The organism is Myroides sp. N17-2 (genome assembly GCF_002286775.1).
Classification (GTDB): Bacteria; Bacteroidota; Bacteroidia; order Flavobacteriales; family Flavobacteriaceae; genus Flavobacterium.
This window is the reverse complement of the sequence record NZ_NSGJ01000036.1, coordinates 1-25,771: the sequence shown is the minus strand read 5'-3', so window position 1 is coordinate 25,771 and position 25,771 is coordinate 1. Positions and strand designations below refer to the sequence as shown.

At 36.7% G+C, this 25,771-nt stretch carries 20 protein-coding genes and 1 pseudogene; 13 read left to right on the top strand and 8 right to left on the bottom strand.

All coding sequences use genetic code 11. The features are described from left to right. Positions 1–53: 53 nt before the first annotated feature. The 5 genes from CF599_RS14020 to CF599_RS14000 all read right to left on the bottom strand — a co-directional run bounded on the left by CF599_RS14020 (position 54) and on the right by CF599_RS14000 (position 3,691). Positions 54–1,505 carry an ATP-binding protein gene (locus tag CF599_RS14020; protein WP_121966635.1) on the bottom strand — a complete coding sequence of 484 codons (1,452 nt, stop codon included), beginning with the start codon at positions 1,503–1,505 and terminating at the stop codon, positions 54–56. Between the two features lie 221 nt (positions 1,506–1,726). Next, positions 1,727–1,864 carry a hypothetical protein gene (locus tag CF599_RS19545; RefSeq protein ID WP_158221785.1) on the bottom strand — a complete coding sequence of 46 codons (138 nt, stop codon included), beginning with the start codon at positions 1,862–1,864 and terminating at the stop codon, positions 1,727–1,729. Between the two features lie 28 nt (positions 1,865–1,892). Then, positions 1,893–2,126, bottom strand: a complete 234-nt coding sequence (locus CF599_RS14010; protein WP_121966633.1) for a type II toxin-antitoxin system HigA family antitoxin — start codon at positions 2,124–2,126, stop codon at positions 1,893–1,895. 336 nt (positions 2,127–2,462) lie between these two features. Beyond that, positions 2,463–3,263 (bottom strand): 4-hydroxy-tetrahydrodipicolinate reductase, encoded by an 801-nt coding sequence (gene dapB / locus CF599_RS14005; protein ID WP_121966632.1) that lies wholly within the window; start codon positions 3,261–3,263, stop codon positions 2,463–2,465. Continuing rightward, the gene (locus CF599_RS14000; RefSeq protein WP_121966631.1) at positions 3,260–3,691 is read right to left on the bottom strand and encodes a MarR family winged helix-turn-helix transcriptional regulator; all 432 of its coding nucleotides are present in this window, start codon (positions 3,689–3,691) and stop codon (positions 3,260–3,262) included. Before CF599_RS14000 ends, dapB begins: the two co-directional genes overlap by 4 nt. Positions 3,692–3,907: 216 nt before the next feature. Between CF599_RS14000 and CF599_RS13995 the strand changes: the two genes are divergently transcribed. From CF599_RS13995 to CF599_RS13940, 12 genes are all read left to right on the top strand, one after another. Further along, positions 3,908–4,774 carry an AraC family transcriptional regulator gene (locus tag CF599_RS13995; protein WP_121966630.1) on the top strand — a complete coding sequence of 289 codons (867 nt, stop codon included), beginning with the start codon at positions 3,908–3,910 and terminating at the stop codon, positions 4,772–4,774. A 91-nt stretch (positions 4,775–4,865) separates the two neighbouring features. Next, on the top strand, positions 4,866–6,185 hold the full coding sequence (locus tag CF599_RS13990) for a TolC family protein (protein ID WP_121966629.1): 1,320 nt from the start codon (positions 4,866–4,868) through the stop codon (positions 6,183–6,185). A gap of 197 nt (positions 6,186–6,382) precedes the next feature. Continuing rightward, positions 6,383–7,525 (top strand): HlyD family secretion protein, encoded by a 1,143-nt coding sequence (locus CF599_RS13985; protein ID WP_121966658.1) that lies wholly within the window; start codon positions 6,383–6,385, stop codon positions 7,523–7,525. Positions 7,526–7,710: 185 nt separating this feature from the next. Beyond that, the gene (locus tag CF599_RS13980) at positions 7,711–9,282 is read left to right on the top strand and encodes an MFS transporter (protein ID WP_121966657.1); all 1,572 of its coding nucleotides are present in this window, start codon (positions 7,711–7,713) and stop codon (positions 9,280–9,282) included. A 736-nt stretch (positions 9,283–10,018) separates the two neighbouring features. After that, positions 10,019–10,384 carry a hypothetical protein gene (locus tag CF599_RS13975; RefSeq protein ID WP_121966628.1) on the top strand — a complete coding sequence of 122 codons (366 nt, stop codon included), beginning with the start codon at positions 10,019–10,021 and terminating at the stop codon, positions 10,382–10,384. Between the two features lie 173 nt (positions 10,385–10,557). Then, positions 10,558–11,121, top strand: a complete 564-nt coding sequence (locus tag CF599_RS13970; protein WP_121966627.1) for a DUF3347 domain-containing protein — start codon at positions 10,558–10,560, stop codon at positions 11,119–11,121. A 113-nt stretch (positions 11,122–11,234) separates the two neighbouring features. Continuing rightward, the gene (locus tag CF599_RS13965; RefSeq protein ID WP_121966626.1) at positions 11,235–11,648 is read left to right on the top strand and encodes a heme-binding domain-containing protein; all 414 of its coding nucleotides are present in this window, start codon (positions 11,235–11,237) and stop codon (positions 11,646–11,648) included. 199 nt (positions 11,649–11,847) lie between these two features. Then, positions 11,848–12,309, top strand: a complete 462-nt coding sequence (locus tag CF599_RS13960) for a hypothetical protein (protein ID WP_254050321.1) — start codon at positions 11,848–11,850, stop codon at positions 12,307–12,309. A gap of 357 nt (positions 12,310–12,666) precedes the next feature. Then, on the top strand, positions 12,667–16,557 hold the full coding sequence (locus CF599_RS13955) for an efflux RND transporter permease subunit (RefSeq protein ID WP_121966624.1): 3,891 nt from the start codon (positions 12,667–12,669) through the stop codon (positions 16,555–16,557). A 78-nt stretch (positions 16,558–16,635) separates the two neighbouring features. After that, entirely contained in the window at positions 16,636–18,120 is a 1,485-nt protein-coding gene (locus tag CF599_RS13950) for a TolC family protein (protein ID WP_121966623.1), read from the top strand. Positions 18,121–18,123: 3 nt separating this feature from the next. Further along, entirely contained in the window at positions 18,124–19,728 is a 1,605-nt protein-coding gene (locus CF599_RS13945) for an efflux RND transporter periplasmic adaptor subunit (protein WP_121966622.1), read from the top strand. Between the two features lie 294 nt (positions 19,729–20,022). Beyond that, positions 20,023–20,613 carry a DUF3347 domain-containing protein gene (locus tag CF599_RS13940; protein ID WP_121966621.1) on the top strand — a complete coding sequence of 197 codons (591 nt, stop codon included), beginning with the start codon at positions 20,023–20,025 and terminating at the stop codon, positions 20,611–20,613. A 118-nt stretch (positions 20,614–20,731) separates the two neighbouring features. Here CF599_RS13940 and CF599_RS13935 read toward each other — a convergent pair whose 3' ends face one another. From CF599_RS13935 to CF599_RS13925, 3 genes are all read right to left on the bottom strand, one after another. After that, entirely contained in the window at positions 20,732–21,157 is a 426-nt protein-coding gene (locus CF599_RS13935; protein ID WP_121966620.1) for a hypothetical protein, read from the bottom strand. Between the two features lie 289 nt (positions 21,158–21,446). Continuing rightward, complete coding sequence (locus CF599_RS13930) at positions 21,447–23,471, bottom strand: OmpA family protein (RefSeq protein WP_121966619.1); 2,025 nt, start codon at positions 23,469–23,471, stop codon at positions 21,447–21,449. A 26-nt stretch (positions 23,472–23,497) separates the two neighbouring features. Then, positions 23,498–24,430 carry a type IX secretion system membrane protein PorP/SprF gene (locus CF599_RS13925; RefSeq protein WP_121966618.1) on the bottom strand — a complete coding sequence of 311 codons (933 nt, stop codon included), beginning with the start codon at positions 24,428–24,430 and terminating at the stop codon, positions 23,498–23,500. 1,149 nt (positions 24,431–25,579) lie between these two features. Between CF599_RS13925 and CF599_RS20080 the strand changes: the two are divergent. Then, a pseudogene (locus CF599_RS20080) lies at positions 25,580–25,771 on the top strand (transposase); the annotation flags it as partial.

The following is a 25,771-nucleotide window of genomic DNA, read 5'->3' as shown; positions in this document are numbered from 1 at the left end:
TGTCGAAATAAGCTTTTTTTTGACTATTTAACTTCTTATTTTTACAAAGCAGACTAATAACTTGTTGATTTCATTCTAAGGGTATTTTCTCCAATATTATAGGCATAAATAGACGCAGGCAAAAATGTAAACATTAAATCACTTACTTCTTTTGTTCCTTGTTTATCTATAGAAGTAACTAGAGCACTTGTAAAATCGTTTACTTTACAGAATTGAATCAAGCTACTTAAGTCTTGAGGTTTCTCATAATATCTATTACTCCATTTAATTTCTACACCCCATACAGGTTTAAAGCGCTTATCATCTACTAATACTAAATCTACTTCTCCTTCATTTCGCCCTTCTTTCCATCTAGAATAAGTTAAATCTAAATTATCACGGTGCATCCATTGAGATAATATAGCTGTTTCTACCATATTTCCCATCTCGCTATCTGTCTCCTTAATAGGAGAGAATAACGCTGTTCTCAAAGAAGAATTTGTCAGATAAACTTTAAAACTTGTAATTCGTTTTAATCGCTTAGCACTAACATCTACTTTATTTAGGACTTTAATCAGAAAAGCTGCTTCTAGATACTCTAGATATTTCTTTATTACTTCTTTCTGTATTCCACTTTCTCTAGACATTGTCTCATAAGAGAACTCATTGCCAGTATTATAAGCTACATATGAAAAAAACCTATTTAGTTCCTGTACATCCTTTATCCCATATAGACTAGGTAAGTCACTTAGCAAGACCTTATCTACGATGTCATTCTTAACATAACGTCCCATATCCTGCTGTATCTTTTCAGACATAACTACCTCAGGATAACCTCCAAAATTTAGATACTGAACAAACTCCTTATTTAATTCCTCAATATCATTACTTAGACAATACGGAACTTGCTTATCTCCATATGAAATAGAACCTTGTTGTATAAGATAGTTCTTGTTTTTTAAATGAATAAACTCTTGGAATGTTAGAGGTGGCAACATAAAGTCTGTAAATCTTCCCGCTCCGCTCTCTGTACTGTGCCACTTTAACGCAGCAGCAGCAGATCCAGAAACAACAAACTTAGTCTTCGGATAAGAATCTACTAATACCTTTAGGTGTCGTTCCCAGTCTTTTAAATATTGTATCTCATCAAAGAACACGTAACAATCATCTAAATTATCAGACTTCACAGCATCAATACACAAGTCTAATATCTCTTGAAGTCCTAAGTGAATATAAATAGGATTATCTATCCCTACAAAGAATATTTGTCTAGGGTCTACTCCCTCTTCTATTAACTGTGAGATGGTATGAAACATCATAACTGTCTTTCCTACTCGTCTTGGTCCCATCAGTACTACCGCTCTTCGTATCTCACGTTCTGTAACAAAAGGATAGAATAAATCAAAATACAATCGTTTTGACATCTCTTGATACACACTAGGTATCTTCTGTGTAATCCACCAAGGATTTTCAAATTGTAATCGATCGACTATCTTTTCTGTTGGTATTAATCTTGACTTTCCCATATCTTCATCATTTACACAAATGTACAAATAAGCATCTAAAAAACATCTTATTTATACAAATATGTAAAAATAGACATATAAAAAAAAGCTTATTTTGACGTTTTTGTCTAAATAAGCTTTTTTTTGACTATTTAACCTCTTATTTTTACAAAATAGGCTTAGCTAATTCGCACAAAAAAGAGTAAAACAGTGATTGTATCATACTACTTTAAGTACTGCTATTATAGCTCATCAAGTAACTCTTGCTTTGAGTATCCTCTCATCTTTCCCTTTCTTACAAGCTTAAGTTCTTCTACAGCTATTTTAAGGCTTTCTTTCACCTCATCAGCTCTATTACTAATTTGTTTCGATACTTTCATATTAAGTGCTTTTTCACAAGCTTTTAGATTATCTAATGACATTACCCTGCGAATACCCTAACTGTTCCATTCTAAACTTTATAGCCTCTATAGGATCAGGTAAATCTATTGGATAATGTTCATTCTCGTATTTTTCTACTAAAATGCTTAGCGATTCCACTTCATCTCCAGCATCTGTACCAGGCACTGCATCGAAGATTAGCTCTAACCTTGTTAAAGCGTCTTCATATTCTTTCTCTGTTTTGATTACTTTTATATTCATCCCAACACACCTATAACACTCATTGATAATTATTTATAAAAATATAATATGTACTTACGAATTATAAAAACATACCTTACTAATTGATTTCCTCTCCCCTCTTGCGGTTTATAGCCGATTTTGTGCCTATTCTCTTAGGTATGCCTGCTCAGAAGGCTTCCTTCAGCAAGAACACCGCACGCATACCTCATTAACTCCGCAGACATCTAAAGTCCATACCTTCTCTTTTTTGCTTAACTTGCTCGACAGAAATATTAGTTATGAAAAAAGATATATTTATTTATCATAATTGCCTTGTGTATGGAGTTATATTATGATATAATAAATAACATAAAGTTAAAAATCCATTACTGTATCTAGCCCTCGTCTGAGTCCTTTAAAAGAACCTACTTTTTCTATAGCAAGTAATGCTCCCTTTACATAAGGTTCAGCTCCTTGGCCAGAATCATGGCGTATGGTAAGCTTCTCATCTTTCAGCCCAAAAATAGTCTCCACTGAAATAACAAAACCAGGTAGTCTTACAGAATGAACCTGAACGCCATTTAATGCTACACCACGACTGGATTTTCCCCCTATGAGTTCATCCTCAGAAACATGTACATTAGGCTTATTAACATTAGAAAGTCTATAAGCTAGTTCTCTTGCAGTACCACTTGGACTGTCTATCTTATCTTCATGAGTATAATCCATAATTTCATAATTAGGCATATATTTAGCAGCCATCTCAGAAAATTTCTGAAGCAGTACTACCGAGATAGCAAAATTTCCAACTGCAAGCACAGAAGTGTCGTTATCATTGGCAACATCCTCAATTTCCTTTATATCATCATTGGTTAATCCAGAAGTACCGATTACTACTTTTTTACCTCTTTTTAATGATTCAATTATATTTTTTTTACCCACTTCAGGTCTAGTATAATCAATTAAAACATCAAAATCAGTTTTATCAAGAGCACTTTGAATATCCTCAAATATTGGAATATTACTGTAATTAATTCCAAGCACTTCTGAAAGATTTTCTCCTTTGTGTTTTCTTGAGAGGGCTCCCACTAATTCCATGTTTTTATTTTCGCATACGCCTTTACTTAAGGCAGATCCTGCCCAGCCGGTAGCACCAGCAATAAATACTTTTATCATTTTTCTATCGTTTTTAAGTTTTTTAGTGTTCTTTCTTTGTAACTACTTTCTTCTATCTTCTGCTCTATTTTTTCTAGTGAATCCATAAAAATAGAATTACCTTCTAAAAGTTGTTCCATTGTCAATATACATGCAGCCCAGTATTTTTCAAATTCAGGAAGGGATTGCTCTGCTTTCTGACTTAACTTTAACATTTGCTTTCTAGAATCTAAGGAGTGCGGAACCGTGTTTACATAGCCCCCCGCCTTCATATTCTTAATTATTTTTATCACGGCTGGATGAGACAATAACAAACGCTCAGATATATCAGTAACTGTTAGAGAATCATTTTCTTTGAGTAATAGAAAAACAAGATGCCAATTTGGTTCAATATCTGTATCAACAGATTTATAAAAATCCTTTGTGCTATAAAGAATATTATCTGTCAATCTCTTTAACCGGCTGGTAAGTCCAGCAAAGTGTTATTAAATTATGAAAGAGTTCTTTTTCTTTTCCAGTTTCTTATCCATTAAGAACATACTTACTGAGGTATACCTGGCTAGGAACGCTTAGCCTTGAGACCCTAGTTAATCCAGAATACCGATAGACATCTAAAGTCCATACCTTCTCTTTTTTGCTTAACTTGCACACATCAAAAGCATCTTATGATCCAAGGAAATATAGCTACCGCCAACTCATCATACATACACATCCAAATATATGATCAACAGAACATATTCGAAGATGCGCAGTTCGGTCACCCCTATAGACCTACGCGTTCTTCTTTCTTATTTGTCAAAAAAGGAAGGCTTAAAGTACGCGAGCAGATTAACGAGTTTGAGATCGTAGAGAACTCTATCTTCTTAATTGACGTCAAGTATGTCTATGAGATACTAGAGATCACAGAGGACGCCGAGCTAAGACTACTGAGCTATGACAAGAACTTTCTAGAGACAGCATCCTTTAAGCTACACCGTCTTAAGATATATAGGGACCTAAAGACACAGCTACAGCGCAACTTCCACATCAGCAAACCCGAGATAGACATCTTTTGGGCTAACGTGGAGTCACTAGCCTATTACCTTCAGCATTTTGATGAGATAGAGTATGCCAAATTCATTATAGAAGATTACTTTAATATCATCCTATATCACATCGTGAGTATCGCTGTGCCGCTAAATGATGATCCTAGTAAGCAGATGACTTCACAGCAGAAGATCACATACCGCTTCGTGATGTTAGTCTCAGATCATTATCTAGAGACCAAATCAGTGCAGTACTACGCAGATCAACTACAACTCTCTATTAGACATCTAAGTACCGTAGTCAAAGACACGTCAGGTAAGACGCCTAATGAGATCATTAGTGAGTTTATATTCAATGAGGCTAAAGCCCAATTATCGACTACTACCCTACCTATTAAACAGATAGCCACGAAGTTAAACTTCAGTGACCAATACGCTTTTACTCACTTCTTTAAAAAACATCAAGACTCTAGCCCAACAGAGTACCGCAGTCTGTTCAAACAATAAAATAATACTTTCGAACATCTTTTTTGCTATTCTCAATCATTTTATACCATAGCGTACTGAGGTAACTTTGTCCCCATAAAGTACAAATAAGATGATCAGAATTACCCACAAATACTTTTGTGGATTAAGCTTACTTCTTCTCTCATATACATCCGTGTATAGCCAAGTAAGCGAAAAGACAATTAGTATAGAACAGGCAGTAAACCTAGCGATGGAGAACCATCAGCAACTTAAAGTCACTGCGTTAAACAAGGATATTAGTGCTCAACAAACACTATTAGTAAAACAACAACAGCTACCACACCTCGCATTTACTGCCAATGCTTCTTATATAGCAGATGCACAGATATTAGACAGAGACTTTAGCCACGTGATGAATAAGAGTATGCCTCACTTCGGGAACAGCTATGCCCTGCAGGCTTCTGAGTTACTGTATAAAGGAGGTGTGATTAATAAGAATATCGAACTAGCTAAGATAGGAGAACAACTAGCTTCTTTAGACCTTATACAGGATCAACAGTCTATTAAGTTCTTAGTTATCTCAAACTACTTAGACGCTTATAAACTGATCCACCAAGAACGCGTGTACCAAAACAATAAACAGTTGGCGCAAATCAGACTAGAGAATGTAAACCGCTTCTATAAACAAGGAATGATGACTCGTAACGAGGTTATAAGAGGAGAACTTGCCTTGCAGAATATGGATCAGGCATTGCTAATCGTAGATAACAACTTGTCTATTCTTAACTATAACCTAGATATCGCTCTTGGACTGCCGACTACCACTAAGTTAACCCCTATAGAATCCTTAAATCACAAGGTGCTAGACGGAGATTATAACTTCTACTTAAACCTCGCCTACACGCAACATCCGATGATGCAAAAGGTAGAGAAAGGTGTAGAAGTAGCCCAAAAGAAAATAGAGATAGCCAATACCGATAAGTATCCTTCTGTATCTGCAGTAGGTGGTTATAATATGACTAGACCTATCACTACGACTAATCCTGTAATGGATATGTACTCTAACGCTTGGCAAGTAGGTGTTGCGTTAAGTTATAATATTGACAACTTATATAAAACACCGAAAAAAGTAAAGTTAGAACAACTTCAGAAAAACAAAGCTGAGGAGTCTGTAACCTTAGTTCAGCAACAAGTGGAAATGGGAGTCAATGCTTCTTACACTAAGTACGATGAGGCTGTACAAAACGCTAACCTACTCAAGAAAAGTCAACAGCTCGCACAAGAGAACTATAAGATCATCGAGGCGAAATACTTAAACCAATTAGCCATACAAGCAGAAATGACTGATGCCACTAATGCTAAGCTAGAGGCAGAACTACAGTTCGCTAACGCTGAGATTAACGTGTTATATCAATATTATAATCTACTTAAGTCGACAGGAACGCTTTAATGCCCGCAGGGCATTTAATTAGGAATTAGGAATGTTTGGCTACGCCATAATGTACTTATATGACGTGAAATAGATTGCGGTTACTTGATAGAATTACAAGTGTGACCCTTCCTATCGTCAGGGTGACATAGATGGGAACAACTTCTCAACATCACGACATCGCAAAAAAACACCTTCACAACATCACAATAAAAGCAATGGAAAATAAAGAAAATACAATAAATGAACAACCTACTCCAGTGGAGCAAGTTGACAAAGATAAAGCTTCACAAGAAGAGGCTAAGCAAAGTAAGGCTAAAGAAGATAAAAAAAAGAAGGCAAAAATACTTTTAGTAAACACCCTAACCTTTGCTATAATAGGTATCGCCTTCTTTTGGTTATTAACTAAATACTTCCACATTAACGATAAAGACTACACAGAGTCAGCACAGGTAGAAGAATTCATCAACCCAATAAACACTCGTGTATCTGCCTATATTAAAGATATCCGATTTATAGAACACCAACAGGTACATAAAGGAGATACACTAGTGATCTTAGATGACAGAGAGATTCTTACGCAAGTAGAACAAGCTGAAGCGGCATACCTAAGCGCATTAGCAGCTAAGAATGTAACAGCGTCTTCTGTACAGACTGCCTCTAATAATATCGGGGTGTTTAGTTCTAATATTGAAGGAGCTAAAGCACGTCTATGGAACGCGGAGCAAAACAACAAAAGATACGAGAACTTGCTACAAGCTGAGGCAGTCACTCAACAACAGTATGACCAAGTAAAAACAGAGTATCAGGCAGCGAAATCGTCTTACGAGAGCTTAGTCAAACAACAGAATACAACCAAGTTGTCCGTGAATGAGATTCAGACTCGCATAGCGCTAAATGATGCTGATATTAAACGTACAAAAGCAATGCTCGATATGGCTAAGCTAAACTTGTCTTATACTGTGATTACAGCTCCTTATGATGGAGTGATGGGAAGACGTCTGATCAATGAAGGACAACTTCTCTCTCCTAGTCAGCAGATCACCACTATCGTTAGAGATAACGAGAAATGGGTAACGGCGAACTTTCTTGAATCTCAAATGGGCAATATACAACTCGGTGCAATAATCGACATGACCGCAGACGCTGTAAAGGGAAAACACTTCGAGGGAAAGGTAACTGCTATCTCTGCTGCTACAGGATCTAGATACTCTAGTATGCCTACGGACAACTCAACAGGTAACTTCGTAAAAGTGCAACAACGTATCCCTGTGCGTATAGAGTTCACAGAGACCAATGATATCCAAGATATCGCTAGCCTTAAGGCAGGAATGAATATGAATATACAACTAGCGAATTAAGAGTTAACGGTGAACAGTTGACAGTTAACGGTTTTTACTCAACTTTAATAGTTCACTATAAGTTTTAAAATAGTGAACGGTGAATAGTTAACGGTTTTTACTCAACTTTAATAGTGCAAATTGTCTTTCAAGCAACATCACAACTCTACAAGATCACAACTCTACAACATCACAAAAAAACAAAAATGTATAACAAAGGATTATTTCACACTTGGGTACCCAAGCCTATTATGTTGTTACTTATCACACTGATAGCCTTTGTATTCTTTTGTATCAGTGGGATATACACAACCAACATCACCTATCTCGTAGGAAGTACAGGTGCATCGACGGAGTACTACCTATGGGCGAACTATGCCTATGCGATAGGACTTGGTACAGTGATGCCACTAGTAGTTAGAATAAAAGCAAGGTTCAGAACTAAAGAGATACTTGTGACTTCACTAACTATGCTAGGTATTTTATACGTGATACAAGGCACGACACATAATCCCTATATCATCATCACCTGCTCCTACTTAATGGGCGTGTTTAAGATGGCGGGAATGATGGAAGTGGTTCTTCCCCTTATGATGCTTCTTAGTGTCGGGGGAAACAGAGGGATATTCTATAGTGTTTATTACTCCGTATTACTAATCGTCACGCAGTTATCAGGATACTATATGGCTAAATTATCTTATCTATATAATTGGCAAATCGGTTATATGCGCTTTGCGATGATGTGCTTCTTTGCCGCCTTGGTATGTGTTGTCTTTCAACATAACAAACGCTTTATGCGCAAAGTTCCCTTTATCTATATCGATTGGTTAAGTATACTACTATTTAACTTCACTTTTATGATCCTTGCCTATATCCTTGCCTTTGGTAAACAGCAGGCGTGGTTTGACTCAGAGATTATACGATACTGCACACTGCTATTTGGGATACTGCTGTTTATATTTGTCTTACGTCAGCAAGTTGTCAGAAGACCATTCTTACCGCTTACCGCCTTTAGAAAAACGAATGTACGACACGGTGTTATTATGCTATTGTGCCTAGGGATGTACCTAGCCACAGCTACGATACAGAACATCTTCGCTGTCGGGATATTAGGATATAACCCTGTGACTAATGCCTCTTTAAACACACTATTAATACCCGGACTGATAGCCGCGGCGTTAGTCTGTTATAATTGGTATAAGAACGAACTACCTATCCGTATGCTTATCTTCTCAGGATTCTCAGGGTTTATGCTCTATAGCGTAGCGATGTACCTGTCTATGGCTACAGAGTTTAGCTACTCGATGTGGTACTTGCCGATGTTCTTTAAAGGATATGGTATGGGCGTTATCTTTATCGCTACGTGGTACTACACCTTAGACAAGCTAGATATCGCCATTATGTTAGGATTAATAGGCTTTGCAGTAGTTTGGCGTACGTTTATCGCTGTAGGTATCTTTAGCGCATTATACTCTTGGGTACAGTATCAACTCCAGATCCAGAGTCTTAATAACCTAGCGGTGTACTTAGATGATGCCGTGCTACTACGAGCAGGCTCAGGCATTAGCCTACCTGCGGTACAGCTTAACGGCGTCTTAGCAGCGACCAAGACACTCTATGGATATATCAACATAGCTAGTATCGGTGTACTACTCTATGTGCTATTCCATCACTTCGGTAGAATACGCACTCTTAAAACAAGAGTGTATATCAATAAACTTGGTGAGCTTATTATGAGCAAAAAAGACCGCAAGAGCATCGAAAAACAGCTTTCGTAGCATTTATATATTTGTACTTTAAATCCCTAGTTTCATAAGTTATGTGCTAGGGATTTTTTTATGTTAAATACAAAAGCGATTACTAGACATTTGTAAGCATAGTGAAAAGATAATAAATCCTTTGTTCCCAATTCCTTCCCAAGATTGCCTGTTTGTTCTCAACGAAGGTCTGTTTTGGGAACGAGAGTGAAATCTGACTGGAAGGTGACTGAAACAAAAAAAGCTAGCCTATAATATAGACTAGCCATTTGTTGTTTTACATCGACGACTTGGTTAGGGATTCGCCTTTATAAATAGAAAAGAAAAAAAATGTATTTTATAACTAAGTACTTACCAAACTATAACTGATTAAAACATTTTATTCAGTTATAACTATCTAGTATCAAGTTGATCGTTAATACATTTTAAAAGTACCAATATTTAACATAAAACAATGTGTTATTTTTACTTATAAGCGTTTTTTTACACAAAAAACAAAAAACAGGATACAATACAACCACACAACCCCAACCAAAAGCCTTTTTTTAACAAAAAATCAAAAAACAACAAATATCATTAGTATACTTTTTTTCTAATACATTCATAAAGTTGTACTTTTTACCATCTTTTTACTTATCAAAACATTTAAAATTGACAACAAATGTCTTTAACCAATAGAAATCACTCCAAATACATTTTTTAAGGACTGAAATTTATTTAAAAATATAATCTACCTTTGTGTCATCTTATAGGAAATATGAACAAACGCTTAGGTACATACTTAAAACTATTCTTACTCGGAATTATATTATTCCCAAGTGAGTTATTAGCATGTACTGATAGTGGTGATCAAGTCTTAGCCACACAAGTACTTTCTCAGTCTTTTAGTGATACCTGTGGTAATCCATGTTGTGATGATACTGAAGATACAGAGTCTACTTTATCGAACGATTGTTGTCAAGTATCGTGTCAAAGTTTTTGTCACATTTCTTTTATAGCACAAGCTTCTAAACAGATTCACGTTGTGTTTATACAAAAGGATAAGAATACCTATCCTATTTATCAGCAGCCTCTTTATTCTTCTGAGGCATTAGCTATTTGGCAACCACCTAAAATCGGTTAAATTATTGGCTTTATAGCCTAAAGTATATCTGATCAAAAGCAATAGTTCGCTTTTGACATCCCTTTATTTTCAAAATCATTAGAATTGCATCGTAATGTGACTACTATTTATAGTAAAGTCCCCCTATTCTATATGCTCGAAAATAAGATAGTTTAACTTTAACATTCATTACAATGAAACATTTATTTTTAGGATTAATTACCTTTACTGCCTTAGTATTAACAGGCTGCAACAATAAGCAAACTACACAAAATAATGAGGAAAACTCAGTATCAACTACTACAATAGAGACTGCAGTTCAAAAAACAGACTTCTCTCAATTATTTGCCCATTATGAACAACTAATCAATGCCTTAGCTACAGATAGCGATAAAGACGCTGCAAATGCAGCAAAGGGTATGTTAGTCGCTCTTAAAGATATAAATAGCACAGGGCTAACTGCAGAACAAAAAAGTATGTATGATGATATTATGCCTAACATTCAAGAGAATGCTGAACACATAGCTGATAACATTGGTAATATCGCTCATCAAAGAGAACATTTAATCGATATCAGCACTGACATCTATGATATAGCAAAGTTATTCGGTACTTCTAAGCCATACTATAAAGTATTCTGCCCTATGTATAATGATAAAAAAGGAGCCTTTTGGTTAAGTGAGAACAAGGAGTATAAGAATCCTTATATGGGATCAAGAATGTCTTCATGCGGTGAAATTCAAGAAGAACTAAAGTAAGTCTATAGCTAAGCTTCACCTTGCTTAGTTAAACACATAGCAGGGTGAACTAGATTCTAATTTAAAAAACAAACTACTATGTTTACTAAAATAGTGAAGTTACTCTACTAGTTATTTTTTTACTTATACAGCTAAAAAGACTTGAGAAAAATATCTCTGTAACTTCAGAAAATACTACTTTCGCTACGGCGTATAAGGTTCCTGAGCAGGTTAATACTGTATTGAGTAACTCGTGTTATGACTGTCATAGTAATAATACCAAATACCCTTGGTATAGTGAAGTGCAACCTATGGCTTCTCTAATGGAGGAACATATCGTGGATGGGAAAGAAAAACTTAACTTCGATGAACTATCTAGTTATGGTCCTAGGAGAACAAAATCAAAGTTCAAACAGATCATTAATCAGATTCAGCAGAATAAAATGCCTTTAGATTCCTATACCCTAATGCATAAAAACACTGCTCTTAGCAAGGAAGAACAACAACTATTAGTTGATTACTTTAATTCTCTAATACAACTCCAATAAGGTAATCTAGTTGATGTATACTTATAACCGATAGTACTTGTTGCTATCGGTTATTATTTTTACTAGCTTGGAGAATAGACAAATAAGCCCTAATTACCTATCCTTTTAGGAATAGTACAACAATCTCTACAAATTATACAACAGATTTAGCCCATAATAGACGCTTAAAAAGAGGCACTTAATCAAAAAATAAGTATCTTTGTCGCATACAAATGAACAATTCAGACATTTAGTGAAAAAACATTTATCCATATTATTCCTATTCTTATCTACTTTAGTTACAGCTAGCCCTATTATAGAGTGGTCATGTACTGAAGAGATAATGACGTGTGGTATGGAAATGAGTGATATGAGCAATATGTCTTGTTGTGGTGGAGAGTCTACGCAAGGATCACACAGTATGGATATGAATATGCCATGTTGTACACCTGCTTCACGAGTACTTTCGTCTACAACCGAATTAAAAGTTGAGTCCCTAAAAATCACACAAGATACTAAGGCGAAAACAGCAAACATCAAATCACAATGGTTCAACTCTAATTACTTAGAGAATAGATCTACTGTTGATTTAGTTTCTGTTACTCCTCTATCTGTTTCTACCACAGGATTTAAGTTTAAAAATATAGATCCCTTATCTTATATCTGTACCTATCGTATTTGATTTCCTTTTAGTAACTAGCTAATTGCCAATAGTCCATTCTATACTGGCGAGCAATTCTTATATAGTTACTTTTTCCAAGTTTAGTATTTATCCCAGTACATAGAGTGAAATTCTATTGTAGATTTATTATTATAGATAGCTAATACAATTTTACTTTACTTAGTGCTATACCCTATTACTTCACTTGGACTACATGATGATTACAGTTATCATCACTACTCTTTATTTTATCACACCTATTAATTACCTATAAAGGCTTTTGAGCTTTTATGGCATATATGTTGTGACTTATACTATATAATATAGTTTCGATAAATAGTAGTAGGTGTCATTTATTAATACAGTAATACATATCTTATGCTTAATAAAATCATTAAGTACTTCTTACATAACAGAGTGATCACTCTATTATTACTAGCGGTGGTGATTATATGGGGACTGGTAACAGCTCCGTTTAATTGGCATCAAAACATACTACCTAGCGACCCAGTTCCGGTAGATGCGATACCTGATATCGGTGAGAACCAGCAGATCGTAGCTACAGAATGGATGGGACGCTCACCTAAAGATATCCAAGAACAAATCACCTATCCGCTAACCACTTCTCTACTAGGTATACCTGGAGTGAAGACGGTGCGTAGTAGTTCGATGTTCGGGATGTCATTTATCTATATCATCTTTGAAGAGAATGTCGAGTTCTACTGGAGCCGCTCTCGTATCTTAGAAAAGCTTAACTCACTACCTGCTGGTACGCTACCAGAGGGGGTTATCCCTTCATTAGGTCCTGATGCTACGGCTCTTGGGCAAGTGTATTGGTACACCTTAGAAGGGCGTAATCCTGAGACAGGAGAACCTACAGGCGGATGGGATCCAGATGAACTGCGTACTATTCAAGACTTCTATACTAAGTATAATTTATCAGCCGCAGAGGGTGTCTCTGAGGTAGCCTCTATCGGTGGATTTATCAAAGAATACCAAGTAGAAGTTAATCCAGATGCGATGCGTGCCTATAACGTATCTGTCATGGATGTGATGACTGCTATACAGAAGAGTAACCTAGATATAGGAGCAGAAACAATCGAAATTAACAAGGCGGAGTACTTAGTGCGAGGCCTCGGATATATAAAAAGTGTCAAAGACTTAGAAGACGCAGTTGTGACCGTGCGTAATAACGTACCGGTAAAAGTAAAAGATGTAGCCTTTGTGAACCTTGGTCCTGCCACGCGTCGTGGTGGACTGGACAAAGAGGGTATCGAAGCAGTCGGAGGTGTTGTGGTTGCCCGTTATGGCGCCAACCCGATGCATGTCATCAACAATGTAAAAGCGAAGATTAAAGAAATGGAAGCTGGTCTTCCACAGAAAACGTTAGCCGATGGGACAATCTCTAAGGTAACCGTTGTACCATTCTATGACCGATCAGGATTAATCCAAGAGACCATCGGTACTTTGGAGACTGCCTTAGCGCACGAAATACTGATCTGTATTATCGTAGTTATCGTACTGGTGATTAACCTTAGAGCCTCTATTATTATCTCCAGTATATTACCTATAGGGGTACTCGCAACCTTTATTATTATGCGATATACAGGAGTCGAAGCGAATATCGTTGCCTTATCAGGTATTGCTATTGCTATCGGGGTAATGGTTGACGTGGGAGTCGTCTTTGTCGAGAGCATCATTCGGTATATGGAAGAAGAACGAGCCCAGGGAATACAGAGTAAGGGAATGGCTTTTGTCAATCTAATTACCAAAGCTGTATCTGAGGTATCTGGTGCATTATCAACAGCGATGATGACTACTATTATCAGTTTCTTGCCTGTATTTGCTATGGAAGCCCAAGAAGGAAAACTGTTTAAGCCATTAGCTTATACGAAGACTTTCGCCCTATTATCGGCTTTTATCTTAGGGATTATTGTACTTCCGACCATAGCATACTATGTATACTCTATCAAGATAGACAAACAAAAAGGACGTAAAATAGCCAACTATATATTAGCTGTATTAGGTATCGGACTGTGGATATTCACAGGAGAATTTGTAGCTGTAACCCTGACTTTAGTAGCGATAAACAACCTATTTACTCCTGCATGGAAAGGAGAAACAATAGCCAACTATATAAACGTAGCCCTTACTCTATTTGTAGCGTTATACTACCTAACAGTAGAATGGTTACCACTGGGAACACAACAAAGCACAGGACTGAACTTCATTTTTGTATTCTTTGCTATTGGTTCTATCCTTGGGATATTGTGGATTCTGGTTATCTATTATGAGCAAATTCTTCGTTGGGCACTAACCCACCGTTGGAAGTTTATGAGTATACCTATTATCACGATGGCATTCGGTATGCTAGTATGGTTAGGAGTAGATAAGAGCTTCGGATTTGTAGCTAAAGGGTTTGAAACTGTGGGTTGGAAGTCATTTAGAGAAACTGCTCTTTGGCAAAAGTCAACAGCTACGTTCCCTGGTATTGGACAGGAATTTATGCCAAGTTTAAATGAAGGATCTTTCTTATTAATGCCGACAAGTATGCCACATACAGGTATTGAACAAAACCTTCAATTCATCGGAACATTAGACAAGCGTATTCAGAACATTCCTGAAGTAGAAATCATCGTAGGTAAATGGGGACGTGTCAACTCAGCCCTTGACCCTGCTCCTACTCAGATGTTCGAAAACACGATTAATTATATCCCAGAGTATATCTTAGATAAAAATGGGCATAGAGAGCGATTTAAAACAGATAAAGAAGGTGCGTTTGAGTTAATAAACGGAACTACACACCACCAAGATAACGGATTTAGAATAATCCCAAGAGATAGTTTAATTGTAGATAAAGATGGGAAGTTCTTCCGTCAGTGGAGACCACAAATCAAGAAAGCAGATGACATTTGGCAAGAGATTGTCAATGTATCTCACTTACCAGGACTAACCTCTGCTCCTAAACTGCAGCCTATCGAGGCAAGACTTGTGATGTTATCTACAGGTATGCGTGCTCCTATGGGACTTAAAGTATCAGGACCAGACTTAGAGTCTATCGAAGCAGGTGGTAAAGCGTTAGAGACAGCCCTTAAAAGCATTCCGTCTATTATGCCATCGACTGTGTTTTATGATCGTGCAGTAGGTGCTCCCTATATAGAGATACACCTAAATCGCAATAATATGGCGAGATATGGTATCACGGTATCAGACCTACAAGATGTTATCGGGGCAGCTATCGGAGGTATGGCATTAACCACTACTGTAGAAGGGCGTGAGCGTTTCCCAGTGAGACTTCGTTATCCAAGAGAGCTTAGAGATAATCCAGATGCCTTAGGCAAGATGCTTATCCCAACGGCTACAGGAGCACAGATACCACTAACTGAGGTAGCTGATATCGAGTATGCTAAAGGATCACAGATGATACAGAGTGAGAATACATTCTTACTTGGGTATGTCATCTTCGATAAGATAGAAGGAAAAGCTGAAGTAGATGTAGTACACGAAGCAGATAAGATTCTACAAGCGAAGTTAGCCTCTGGAGAACTTACCTTGCCTAAAGGAGTATCGTATAAATTTGCAGGTAACTATGAGCAACAAGAGAGAGCTTCACAGCGTCTATTACTGGTAGTACCACTAAGTTTATTAGCGATTCTATTGATTCTATACTTCCAGTTTAAGACAGTTGCAGCATCACTTATTCACTTCTCAGGAGTGTTCGTAGCCTTCGCAGGAGGATTTATCTTACTGTGGTTATATGGACAACCTTGGTTTATGAACTTCAATGTTGGTGATATGAATATGAGGGATCTTTTCCAAATGCACAATATCAACTTGAGTATTGCCGTCTGGGTTGGGTTTATTGCCTTATTTGGATTAGCTACTAACGATGGAGTATTAATGGGAACTTATATCCACGACACCTTTGAGGCTAGAGACCCAAAAACAAAAGAAGAAATCAGAGAGGCTGTCGTATACGCAGGACTTAAACGTGTAAGACCAGCGGCCATGACAACAGCTACGGCGTTAATCGCACTTCTGCCTGTTATGACTTCTACTGGTAAAGGAGCCGAGATTATGGTACCGATGGCTATCCCTACTTTTGGAGGAATGCTTATTCAGTCAATGACTATGTTCGTGGTTCCTGTGTTCCAATGTTGGTGGAGAGAATGGGCGATTAAGAATGAGAGTAAAAAACAACTAGCCAACAACAAGCAACAAGATAGCGCAGATTTGGATGGTGCGGATTTGGATGGCGCGGATTTGTAATCCGTGACAAGTAAACTTAGAAGATAAGTTAACTAAAATCAATGAATTGCAAACCGTTAACTGTAAACTAAAAAAACAATGAACAAAAATAAAATGTATATATATTTAGCTTCGGCCTTCTTAGCAGTGACAAGTTTCACTGCTACGGCTGTAGCGCAAGAGCAACCAAAGGACTCTTTATCACGTTATTTAAATGTAGCCATAGAGAATAACCCTGGAGTAAAAGCACAGAAATATGCGCACGAGGCCTTCTTACAGAAAGTGCCACAAGCAGGCGCATTTCAAGATCCTGAACTGGGTATGGACTTTTATACGAAACCTATGGATATCGTAGGTGGACGCTCTATCGGAAACCTAAAGGTAATGCAAATGATTCCGTGGTTTGGAACCCGTAAAACAGCACGTATAGAGGCAAATCATATGGCTAATATGCAAGACCAACAGTATAAAGAAGCTTTAGACAACTTAACTCTACAGGTATACACGCAGTGGTATGCCATGCAAAAGTTAAATGAGCAGCTTGATAACAATCAAGAGAATAAGAAGTTATTAGATCAGTTAGAAAAACTAGCGATCAGAAAATTCTCTGCTCCTTCTAACAGTGCTAAGATAACTGCTACGCCTAAGGTAACAAGTAAGACAGCTTCTAGTCCTGCATCTTCTGCTAGTTCAGGGGGTATGGGAGGCATGGGTATGGGCGGTGGCGCTACAGCTAGCGCGGCACCTGCTATGTCTTCTTCTATGAGTTCTGGTGGAGGAATGAGTGAGATGGGCGGAGGCGGTAGCGCATCAGGCATGTCTGATGTACTGCGTATAGGCCTTGAGCGTATCGAGATAGAGAATAACATAGAGAGCTTACACTCGCAAATCAAAGCGGAGAAAGCGAAGTTTAATGCCCTGCTAAACAGAGAAGCACAAGAGGAAGTAGTATTATCAGAAATAGTAAAGACAAGCTTTCTATACAATGAAAAGGATGCTCTTTTAATGATCGAAGCAAACAACCCTATGCTGGAGATGATAACAGAAGAAGGACTTGCTTATAAGGCAAAGGCAGAGATGGACAGAAAGATGAGTTACCCAATGATAGGCCTTGGAGTACAATACATGATTATCGGAAAGACAGATGATATGATGCTGGGTATGGGAGATATGAATGGAAAAGATATGATTATGCCTATGATGACAGTAAGCTTACCTATTTTCCGCAAGAAGTATAAAGCCCAACAAGAAGAAGGTAAACTATGGTGGAAGTCAAGTGATCACAAGTTCAAAGATACGTATAACACCCTAAAAAGTGAGTACTACGGATACAAGAGTCAACTTGATGATGCGGTGAGAATAGTGACGCTTTATGAAAAACAAACCACTTTAGCAGAGACCACCTACAGCCTTATTATCAAGGAGTTCGTAACAGGTAAAAGTGATTTAACCAATGTAATCCAAGTACAACGTCAGCTACTGGATTACAAACTAAAAAAAGCAGAAGCAATCGCTAACTATAATACGATGGTGGCTTCTATCAAGAAATTATTAGCAGTACGCGACAACACACAAAATCTTTAGACAATGGATAAATTAAAAAACATATTTAAGAATAATGCCGTGCGTTACGGGGCTATTCTACTAGTGGGACTTCTTCTTGGATGGATGGTATTTGGAGATGCGGGCTCACACGAACACAATGGCGAACCAGCGACTACGGAAGAGGGAAATACAGTATGGACGTGTTCTATGCACCCGCAAATCAGAATGGATAAACCAGGTAAATGCCCACTGTGTGCAATGGATTTAATTCCGCTAAAGTCATCTGATGGTGGAGATGATGTAGTAGATGATCAAGCTATCCAGATGAGTAAGGAAGCAGTGGCTCTTGCCAATATTCAAACCACTAAAGTAGGTCATCAAGCCGCCATTAAGGATATACAGCTCTATGGAACCATACAAGTGGATGAAAGGTTGCAACAATCGCAAACTTCACACGTAAATGGTCGTATCGAGAAACTGTATGTAAACTTTACAGGAGAAGCCGTAAAACAAGGACAACTTATTGCAACGATATACTCTCCGGATTTACTTACTGCTCAACAAGAGTTATTAGAGGCATCAAAACTTAGAGACTTACAACCCCTACTTCTTGACGCTGCTAAGGAGAAACTGCGTATTTGGAAAATGTCTGAAGCGCAGATAAACAAAGTACTTAGTACAGGTACAGCCTCTCCTTACGTCTCTGTTCATGCTAATACAAGCGGTATCGTAGTAGAAAAAAGTGTAAACCAAGGAGATTACATCAACCAAGGAACAGTGCTATACAGCATCTCTAACTTGTCTAAACTATGGGCTGTGTTTGATGCCTATGAGAATGACTTGCCTTTTATTAAAGAAGGAGATGTTTTAGAGTATACACTACAAAGTTTGCCTGGAGAAGTATTTAAAGGAAAGATCGCATTTATCAACCCGATTATAGATGCTACTTCTAGAACAGCAAAAGTAAGAGTAGAAACAGATAATAGAAAGAATCAGTTAAAACCGGAGATGTATGCAAGTGCAAAAATATCAGCTCCTCTAAAACAGTACAACAAAGAAATGGTAATCCCTAAGTCTTCTGTACTGTGGACTGGTAAACGCTCTGTGATCTATGTAAAACAACCTAACACGGCTACACCTGCCTTTATGCTAAGAGAGATCGTTTTAGGGCCTTCTTTAGGAGATAACTACGTAGTGATGTCTGGATTAGAGAACGATGAGGAAATCGTAACTAATGGAGTATTTACAGTAGATGCTAGTGCTCAACTAGAAGGTAAACGCAGTATGATGAATAATGATGGTGCTCCAGCAGCTACAGGTCATGCTAATCACGGTGCGGGACATAGTGAGACTTCAGCAGCAGCCCCTACTCCATCTGCTAATCAAGAACACGCTATGCTAAAGGTAAAAGGAAACTGTGATCTATGTAAAGAGAGAATAGAGACTGCAGCTAAGAAAGTAAAAGGGGTATCTACAGCTACTTGGGATGTAAAGGCGAAAGTACTTCACCTTAACTTTGACAAGAAGCTAACCTCTAAAGCAGCTATCTCTAAAGCAGTAGCTAAGGTAGGACACGATACAGAACTTGACAAGGCTACTGAGGCTGATTATAAAGCGCTACATAGCTGTTGCCAGTTTGAGAGATAGTAATTGTTGTTGTTTTGTGTTTTTGGTATTTTGTTTTTTTGCAGGTTTGTGTGCCGATAGAATGTGATATGTTTTGTGCAGAACATATATCTGCGATACACTTCCACAACGGTAGGGACGTATCACATACGTCCACATAAAACATCATTGATGTTTTACGAGCACTACGCCAACACACAGAAACACAGAAATACAAAAGAACAAAAAACACAGAAAAGAATGTAGAGGTAACTCTGCATTCTTTTTTCTAACTTTACTTCACATAATAAAAAAAACAAATAACAAAATAATCAAATGAAAAAAGTAATTTTAAGTTTCGTAGTATTAGCTTTCACACTTACTGCGTGTAATGACAAAAAACAAGACACAGCAACTCCTGCTACAGAAGAACACGCTGGGCACGAAGGACACGAAGAGCACACTGCAAACGAAAAAACAGAGAGTGTTACAACAGTAAAAGAATCTGATGTACTTCAGTCTTCTTTAGATGCATACTTCTTAGTGAAGAAAGCTCTTCAAGAGGATAACGCAGCAGAGGCTTCTACAGCTGGTAAAACATTAGTGTCTAATCTAAAGGCAGTAGTTACAGAAGATGCTACAGCGAAAGAATTAGTGAAAGAGCTAATCGAAACAGCTACTAAATTAGAATCTAAAGACATTAAAGTACAGAGAGAAGAGTTCGAGGACTTAACAGAAGACTTAGTAAAACTAATCAACACAGTAGGTACAGACCGCGTAGTATTCGAACAATACTGCCCTATGTTTGACAACGGTACTGGTGGTAAATGGCTAAGTGATGTAGAAGAATTATCTAATCCATTATACGGATCTTCTATGCTTAAATGTGGAGCTACACAAAACAAGATTACTTTCGAGGCGAAGTAATAACTATAGACTAAGAGGAAAGGGCTTAAAATAATGTTTTACGCCCTTTCTTTGTTTTATCCTTCAAGTTATAATAACGTCAAGACTACCCTATTTTGTTATTGATATCTCAAACAAATCAGTGGTTTTTATACAGAGTCCCCTTTACACTTCCCATAGTATACTTAGCTTGAAACATATCACGCTGGGTAAAAGAAAACTCTGTTATGTTACCTGCAAGATTTATACTCAAGCGGTAATACCCATCTTTATACTCCTGCTCTACCTTGACTACACTTGGGTCTTTTTGATATGCAGTATCAATCCTATATTGAAAACACTCCTGCCCTAGTGATACTAAACACAAATCATTAGGTAAGATAATAAAACCTGAGGTAGGAGTTCCTTGTATTACCCAGCTTCCCTGTAACCATTTAGGTGGATTAATCTTTTCAGAATATGATATTCCCTGTTCTATTTCAGGCAAGTTATCTATTTTATCTTTATCTGATAAACAACCCGAAACTATAAAGAGAGTCATCAGAAATAGCATCAACTTATTCATTATCAATTATTTTTACCTATATATGAATTTATATTTTCACAACATCATTAATGAAAGACAACCATGTTAGGAAGTCGCTACGCTAGACTTTACATTATCACTTTATAAAGAACATATAGTAATCGCAGTATATATCATCCCTCTGACAAAGGCAAACAACAACTTCTCAACTTCTCAACTTCACGACACCACAAAAAAAGGCCAACTAATAAAAGCTGACCTTCTCTTTTATTCCTATTAGGAACTAATATTGGGTAAAGTTATAACCTATAGTTTTTGGTTGGAAATACTATAAATCAGTAACGATAAATTCGCTACGTCTATTCACTTGATGTTCTTTCTCACTACAAGGAACATTATTTTTACAACGATTAAGAATCTCAGATTCCCCTTTACCTACACCGTGCAATCTTAAAGGGCTAACTCCTTGTCCTACTAACCATTCTACGGTAGCATCAGCACGACGTTGAGATAATCTATTATTATAAGCATCTGATCCATTACTATCTGTATGAGATATTACATCTATCTTCACAGACGGTTTAGCCTTCATAACAGATGCTATCTTCATTAACTCCTGTTGAGCATCTTTTCTAATGACAAAACTATCGTGGTTAAAATAAATCGGAGCTAAAGCAACATGACTACTTAAATCATCCCCTTTCTTTAATCCTTCAGACACATCATTATGACCTTGACCATAGTGATTGTTTCCATTCTTATTAAAGTTACCATTAGTGCGTGCTAATTCAAACTTAACTATGATTACATCATTCTTATTCACGTCCTCTACTGATGACTCTTCAGATGGATATCCTTCCGATTTTACACCTACATAATAGTCTCTATTTACCTTCACATCTCTAAATACGTATTCACCACGCTTATCTACTTCTACCTCTTCTATCAACCTGTGTTTATTATCATATAAGTAAACGTAAGCATCTAGTATAGGTAGTTTAGTATCTTTATCGATGACACTACCTCTAATTTCCTGAGCGATATTAAGTTCAGTCCCTTGTTTCATTCTCACATAGTATAGATCATCTTTTCCTTCTCCATTAGGTCTATTAGAAGTAATAAATCCGAACTTAGCTTCTGGATCTAGATACATTGCGAAGTCATCATAAGGGCTATTAATTGTATTCCCTAAGTTAACTACCTCTCCGAATGTCCCATCGTCATAAATCTGTACACCGAATAAGTCAAGTCCTCCTAAACCAGGATGACCATCTGAGGCAAAGTAAAGTACGTTATCAGAACTAACAAAAGGAAAACTTTCTCTCCCTTCAGTATTTATCTTATCTCCAAGGTTCTCAGGTGTTCCCATAGTACCATCTCTATACAGCCTCACGCGATATAAATCAGACTGTCCATATCCACCAGGTCTATCAGAAGAAAAATAAATCCAATCCTGATCAGGAGTTAAGGCAGGATGAGCAGTATTACCGTGATCTACATTAATACTTAACTTCTCTACATCTCCCCATTTACCAGAACCAAAGTTATATGCACGATATAGATTAACCATCAACGTACCATCCGAATATCTTAAAGCATTATCTCCTCTATTGTTACTAGAGAAGTACATTGCTCTAGCATCAGCGGTGAAGATTGCATTAGCTTCATTAAAATTCCCTTCAAGCTTTTTCGCAAAAGGTTTAGCCTTTCCTACATACCCATCTATTCTTACAGGAGCAGAGTATAACTTCGTATAAGGATCATTAGTCCAGCTATGTGTTTTCTTGTTCTTTCCTTTTTTATTTGTAGAAGAAGCGTATACGATCTCCCCCTTATATAAAGCCGAGCCATATTCAGAACCAGCAGTATTCACGCTGTTAAGCTGTTTTATTCTATAGCCATCTCTATTAGCATTAACCTGCTCTAAATAATTAGGATCACTTAGATATTTCTTTACGCGACCATCATTAGGAACTTTTTCTACTAATAGCTCCATCTTTGCGCTTGCTAGAACATAATCACCTGTTGTTCTAATAGTCTGAATATATTTATAGAATGCATCGATATCCTTTATATCATTAGGATTTGACACCTTCTCATATAATTTACTATACCAGTGATTAGCCTCTAAGTACATCCCATTCTCATAATATGCTTTAGCCAGATTAACAAGGATATCATCTCCCTGCTTACCTTTTGATACTAATCTTTCATAAGTCTTAATCGCATCGGCATACGCCATTTTCTCTATCTCCTTATTCGCCTTCTTGATATAATGATTTTGGGCAGCCCCAATTGTAGAATACAGACTTAACAAAGTCATTATTCCAATTTTATAAATATTTTTTTTCATAGCATATTTTCTTTTTACTTCTATGATTAGAAGAAACGAGCAGTACTAACCTTATTATACTTATTAAACAAATCAAATCTCAAGAAAATCTCATGAGATCCAGAGTTATATCTAGCTAGCTTAGTCGTATCGGCATCATAAGAATATCCGATAAACAACCCATCATTGATTTGGAACCCAGCTAGTGCACTTACAGAAGCGTCCCATCTATAAGCAGCTCCTATAGTAAACTTGTCCACAATTAAGAAGTTTGCTGTTAAATCCACCTGTACTGGCGCTCCCTCAACAGTCTTTAATAAGAAAGCTGGTTTAAACTTCAAGCTTGGGTTAAGCTCAAACACATATCCCCCTAATAAGTAGAAGTGCATCTTTTGCTTCATTAACTCTCTTCCTTCATTCTTCGCTCTATCAGTCGTTAAGAAGTTAGGTACACTCATACCTAGATAAGACTTCTCAGAATACATAAATAAACCTGCCCCTATATTTGGATTAAACTTATTGCTAATATTCTCACCGAAAGTAGGATCACTAGGATCATATACGTCTAATTTTGTATAATCTACATCTAATATATTAGCAGTCCCCTTTAATCCAAAAGACAACTTATACGTATCATTTAAGTCAATAGCATACGCTAAGTTAATCGAGAAGTTGTTTTCAGACATTGCCCCTATACGATCATTCGTATAGTTAATTCCCCCTGACAGTCCATTACTTCCTAGAGGAGTATCGATAGATATATTTGCTGTTTGAGGAGCTCCATCTAGCCCCACCCATTGGGTGCGATACATACCGAATACACTTAATACCTCACGAGTACCTGTATATCCAGGGTTAATATTAGTCGTATTATACATATAATGTGTATACTGAGGATCTTGTTGAGCTTGAGCCTGTGTATAACATCCCAAAGCAAGTAACCCTAATCCTATCGTCTTTATCTTTTGTTGGATTTTCATGTGTTTATTCTTTTATTTTCTTAATCATAACTTTTCAAATAACCTTTTCACTTTCTAAAAACAGTCTATTGACTAAAGTCAAATACAATGCCGTTTTCACTTAGTTCATACACAATACAAAAATAACAATATCACACAAAAAACAAACATTAACAAAATATTATTCAATATAAATACACAAAATAACACAAAATAACCATAATTATAAAAATATAATCAAAACAACGAATTAAAACACAATATCAACACACCCTAAATAATCACACATAATCACAAATCACCATTACAACTTCACACCCCTAGATAATGATATTATTTTTACCACCACATAAAACAAATAATCGCAAATTGAACAATATTTCAACAATCTCGTTTTTTCTATTATTCTCAGTATCTAGATGCTTAAATTGGTAGGTAGTAGACATATTTTTATCTAAAGAATAAAATACCTCGGGGCAAGTCCACTAGGTATTCCTAGAACAGAGTAAGCTGACTTGAATATACTTTTTGATAATCAGTATCAGACTTACCTTGATTTTCTATATACTTTCTAATTACCTCCCTATTAAGTAGTTGAACGTATTTAATCAAATACTTTCTTAGTATGTCATAAGTTCTTATTTTTGCGAAAACATTTTTAAGAAACATAATGCGGCACATTACTCTAACAGAAGAAGAAAAAGTATTAATCAACCAACTTGAAAGAGAAAGTTTAAATCATATTATAAGACTGCGTTGTAACTTGCTGAAATTGTCTGGTAAAAAACTTTCTATGAAAGAGATTGCACGACTTACAGATGTTAAATGACTTAGAATTGTAGATTTCTTTAATGCTTGGGAAAATGCAGATGGTTTAGAAGCAAAAACAGCAACTTTAAAAATAAAGCCAGGAAGAGGAGCAAAACCTAAATTAGAGCCAGTTAAGGAAGTTGTGAGTAATCTACTAGAAGCAAATAATAGAAATTTGAATAGTGTATTAGCAATTCTAAAAGAAGAACATAAAATAAGTGTCAGTAAGTCAACCTTACGGATTTTTTTAAAAAAAGATCCCATGAGCTCTTTAAAGAGTACTATTTTGCTTTGCTCGAAAGTTTAGGACAGCATCCCAAGTTTAAGCAGGTGAAGTTCCGAATCAAGTCAAAAATCCTGTTATTAGACTCCACAACAATATCTCTGTGTTTGAGCATCTTTGATTGGGCAAAATACAAGACCAATAAAGGTACTGTTAAAATGCATACACTCCTTGATTTTGATGGGAATTTACCAGCTTATATTAATATTACAAATGGTAAAACGGCTGATAATAAAGGAGCTTATGATATCCCATTACTCAAAGGCAGT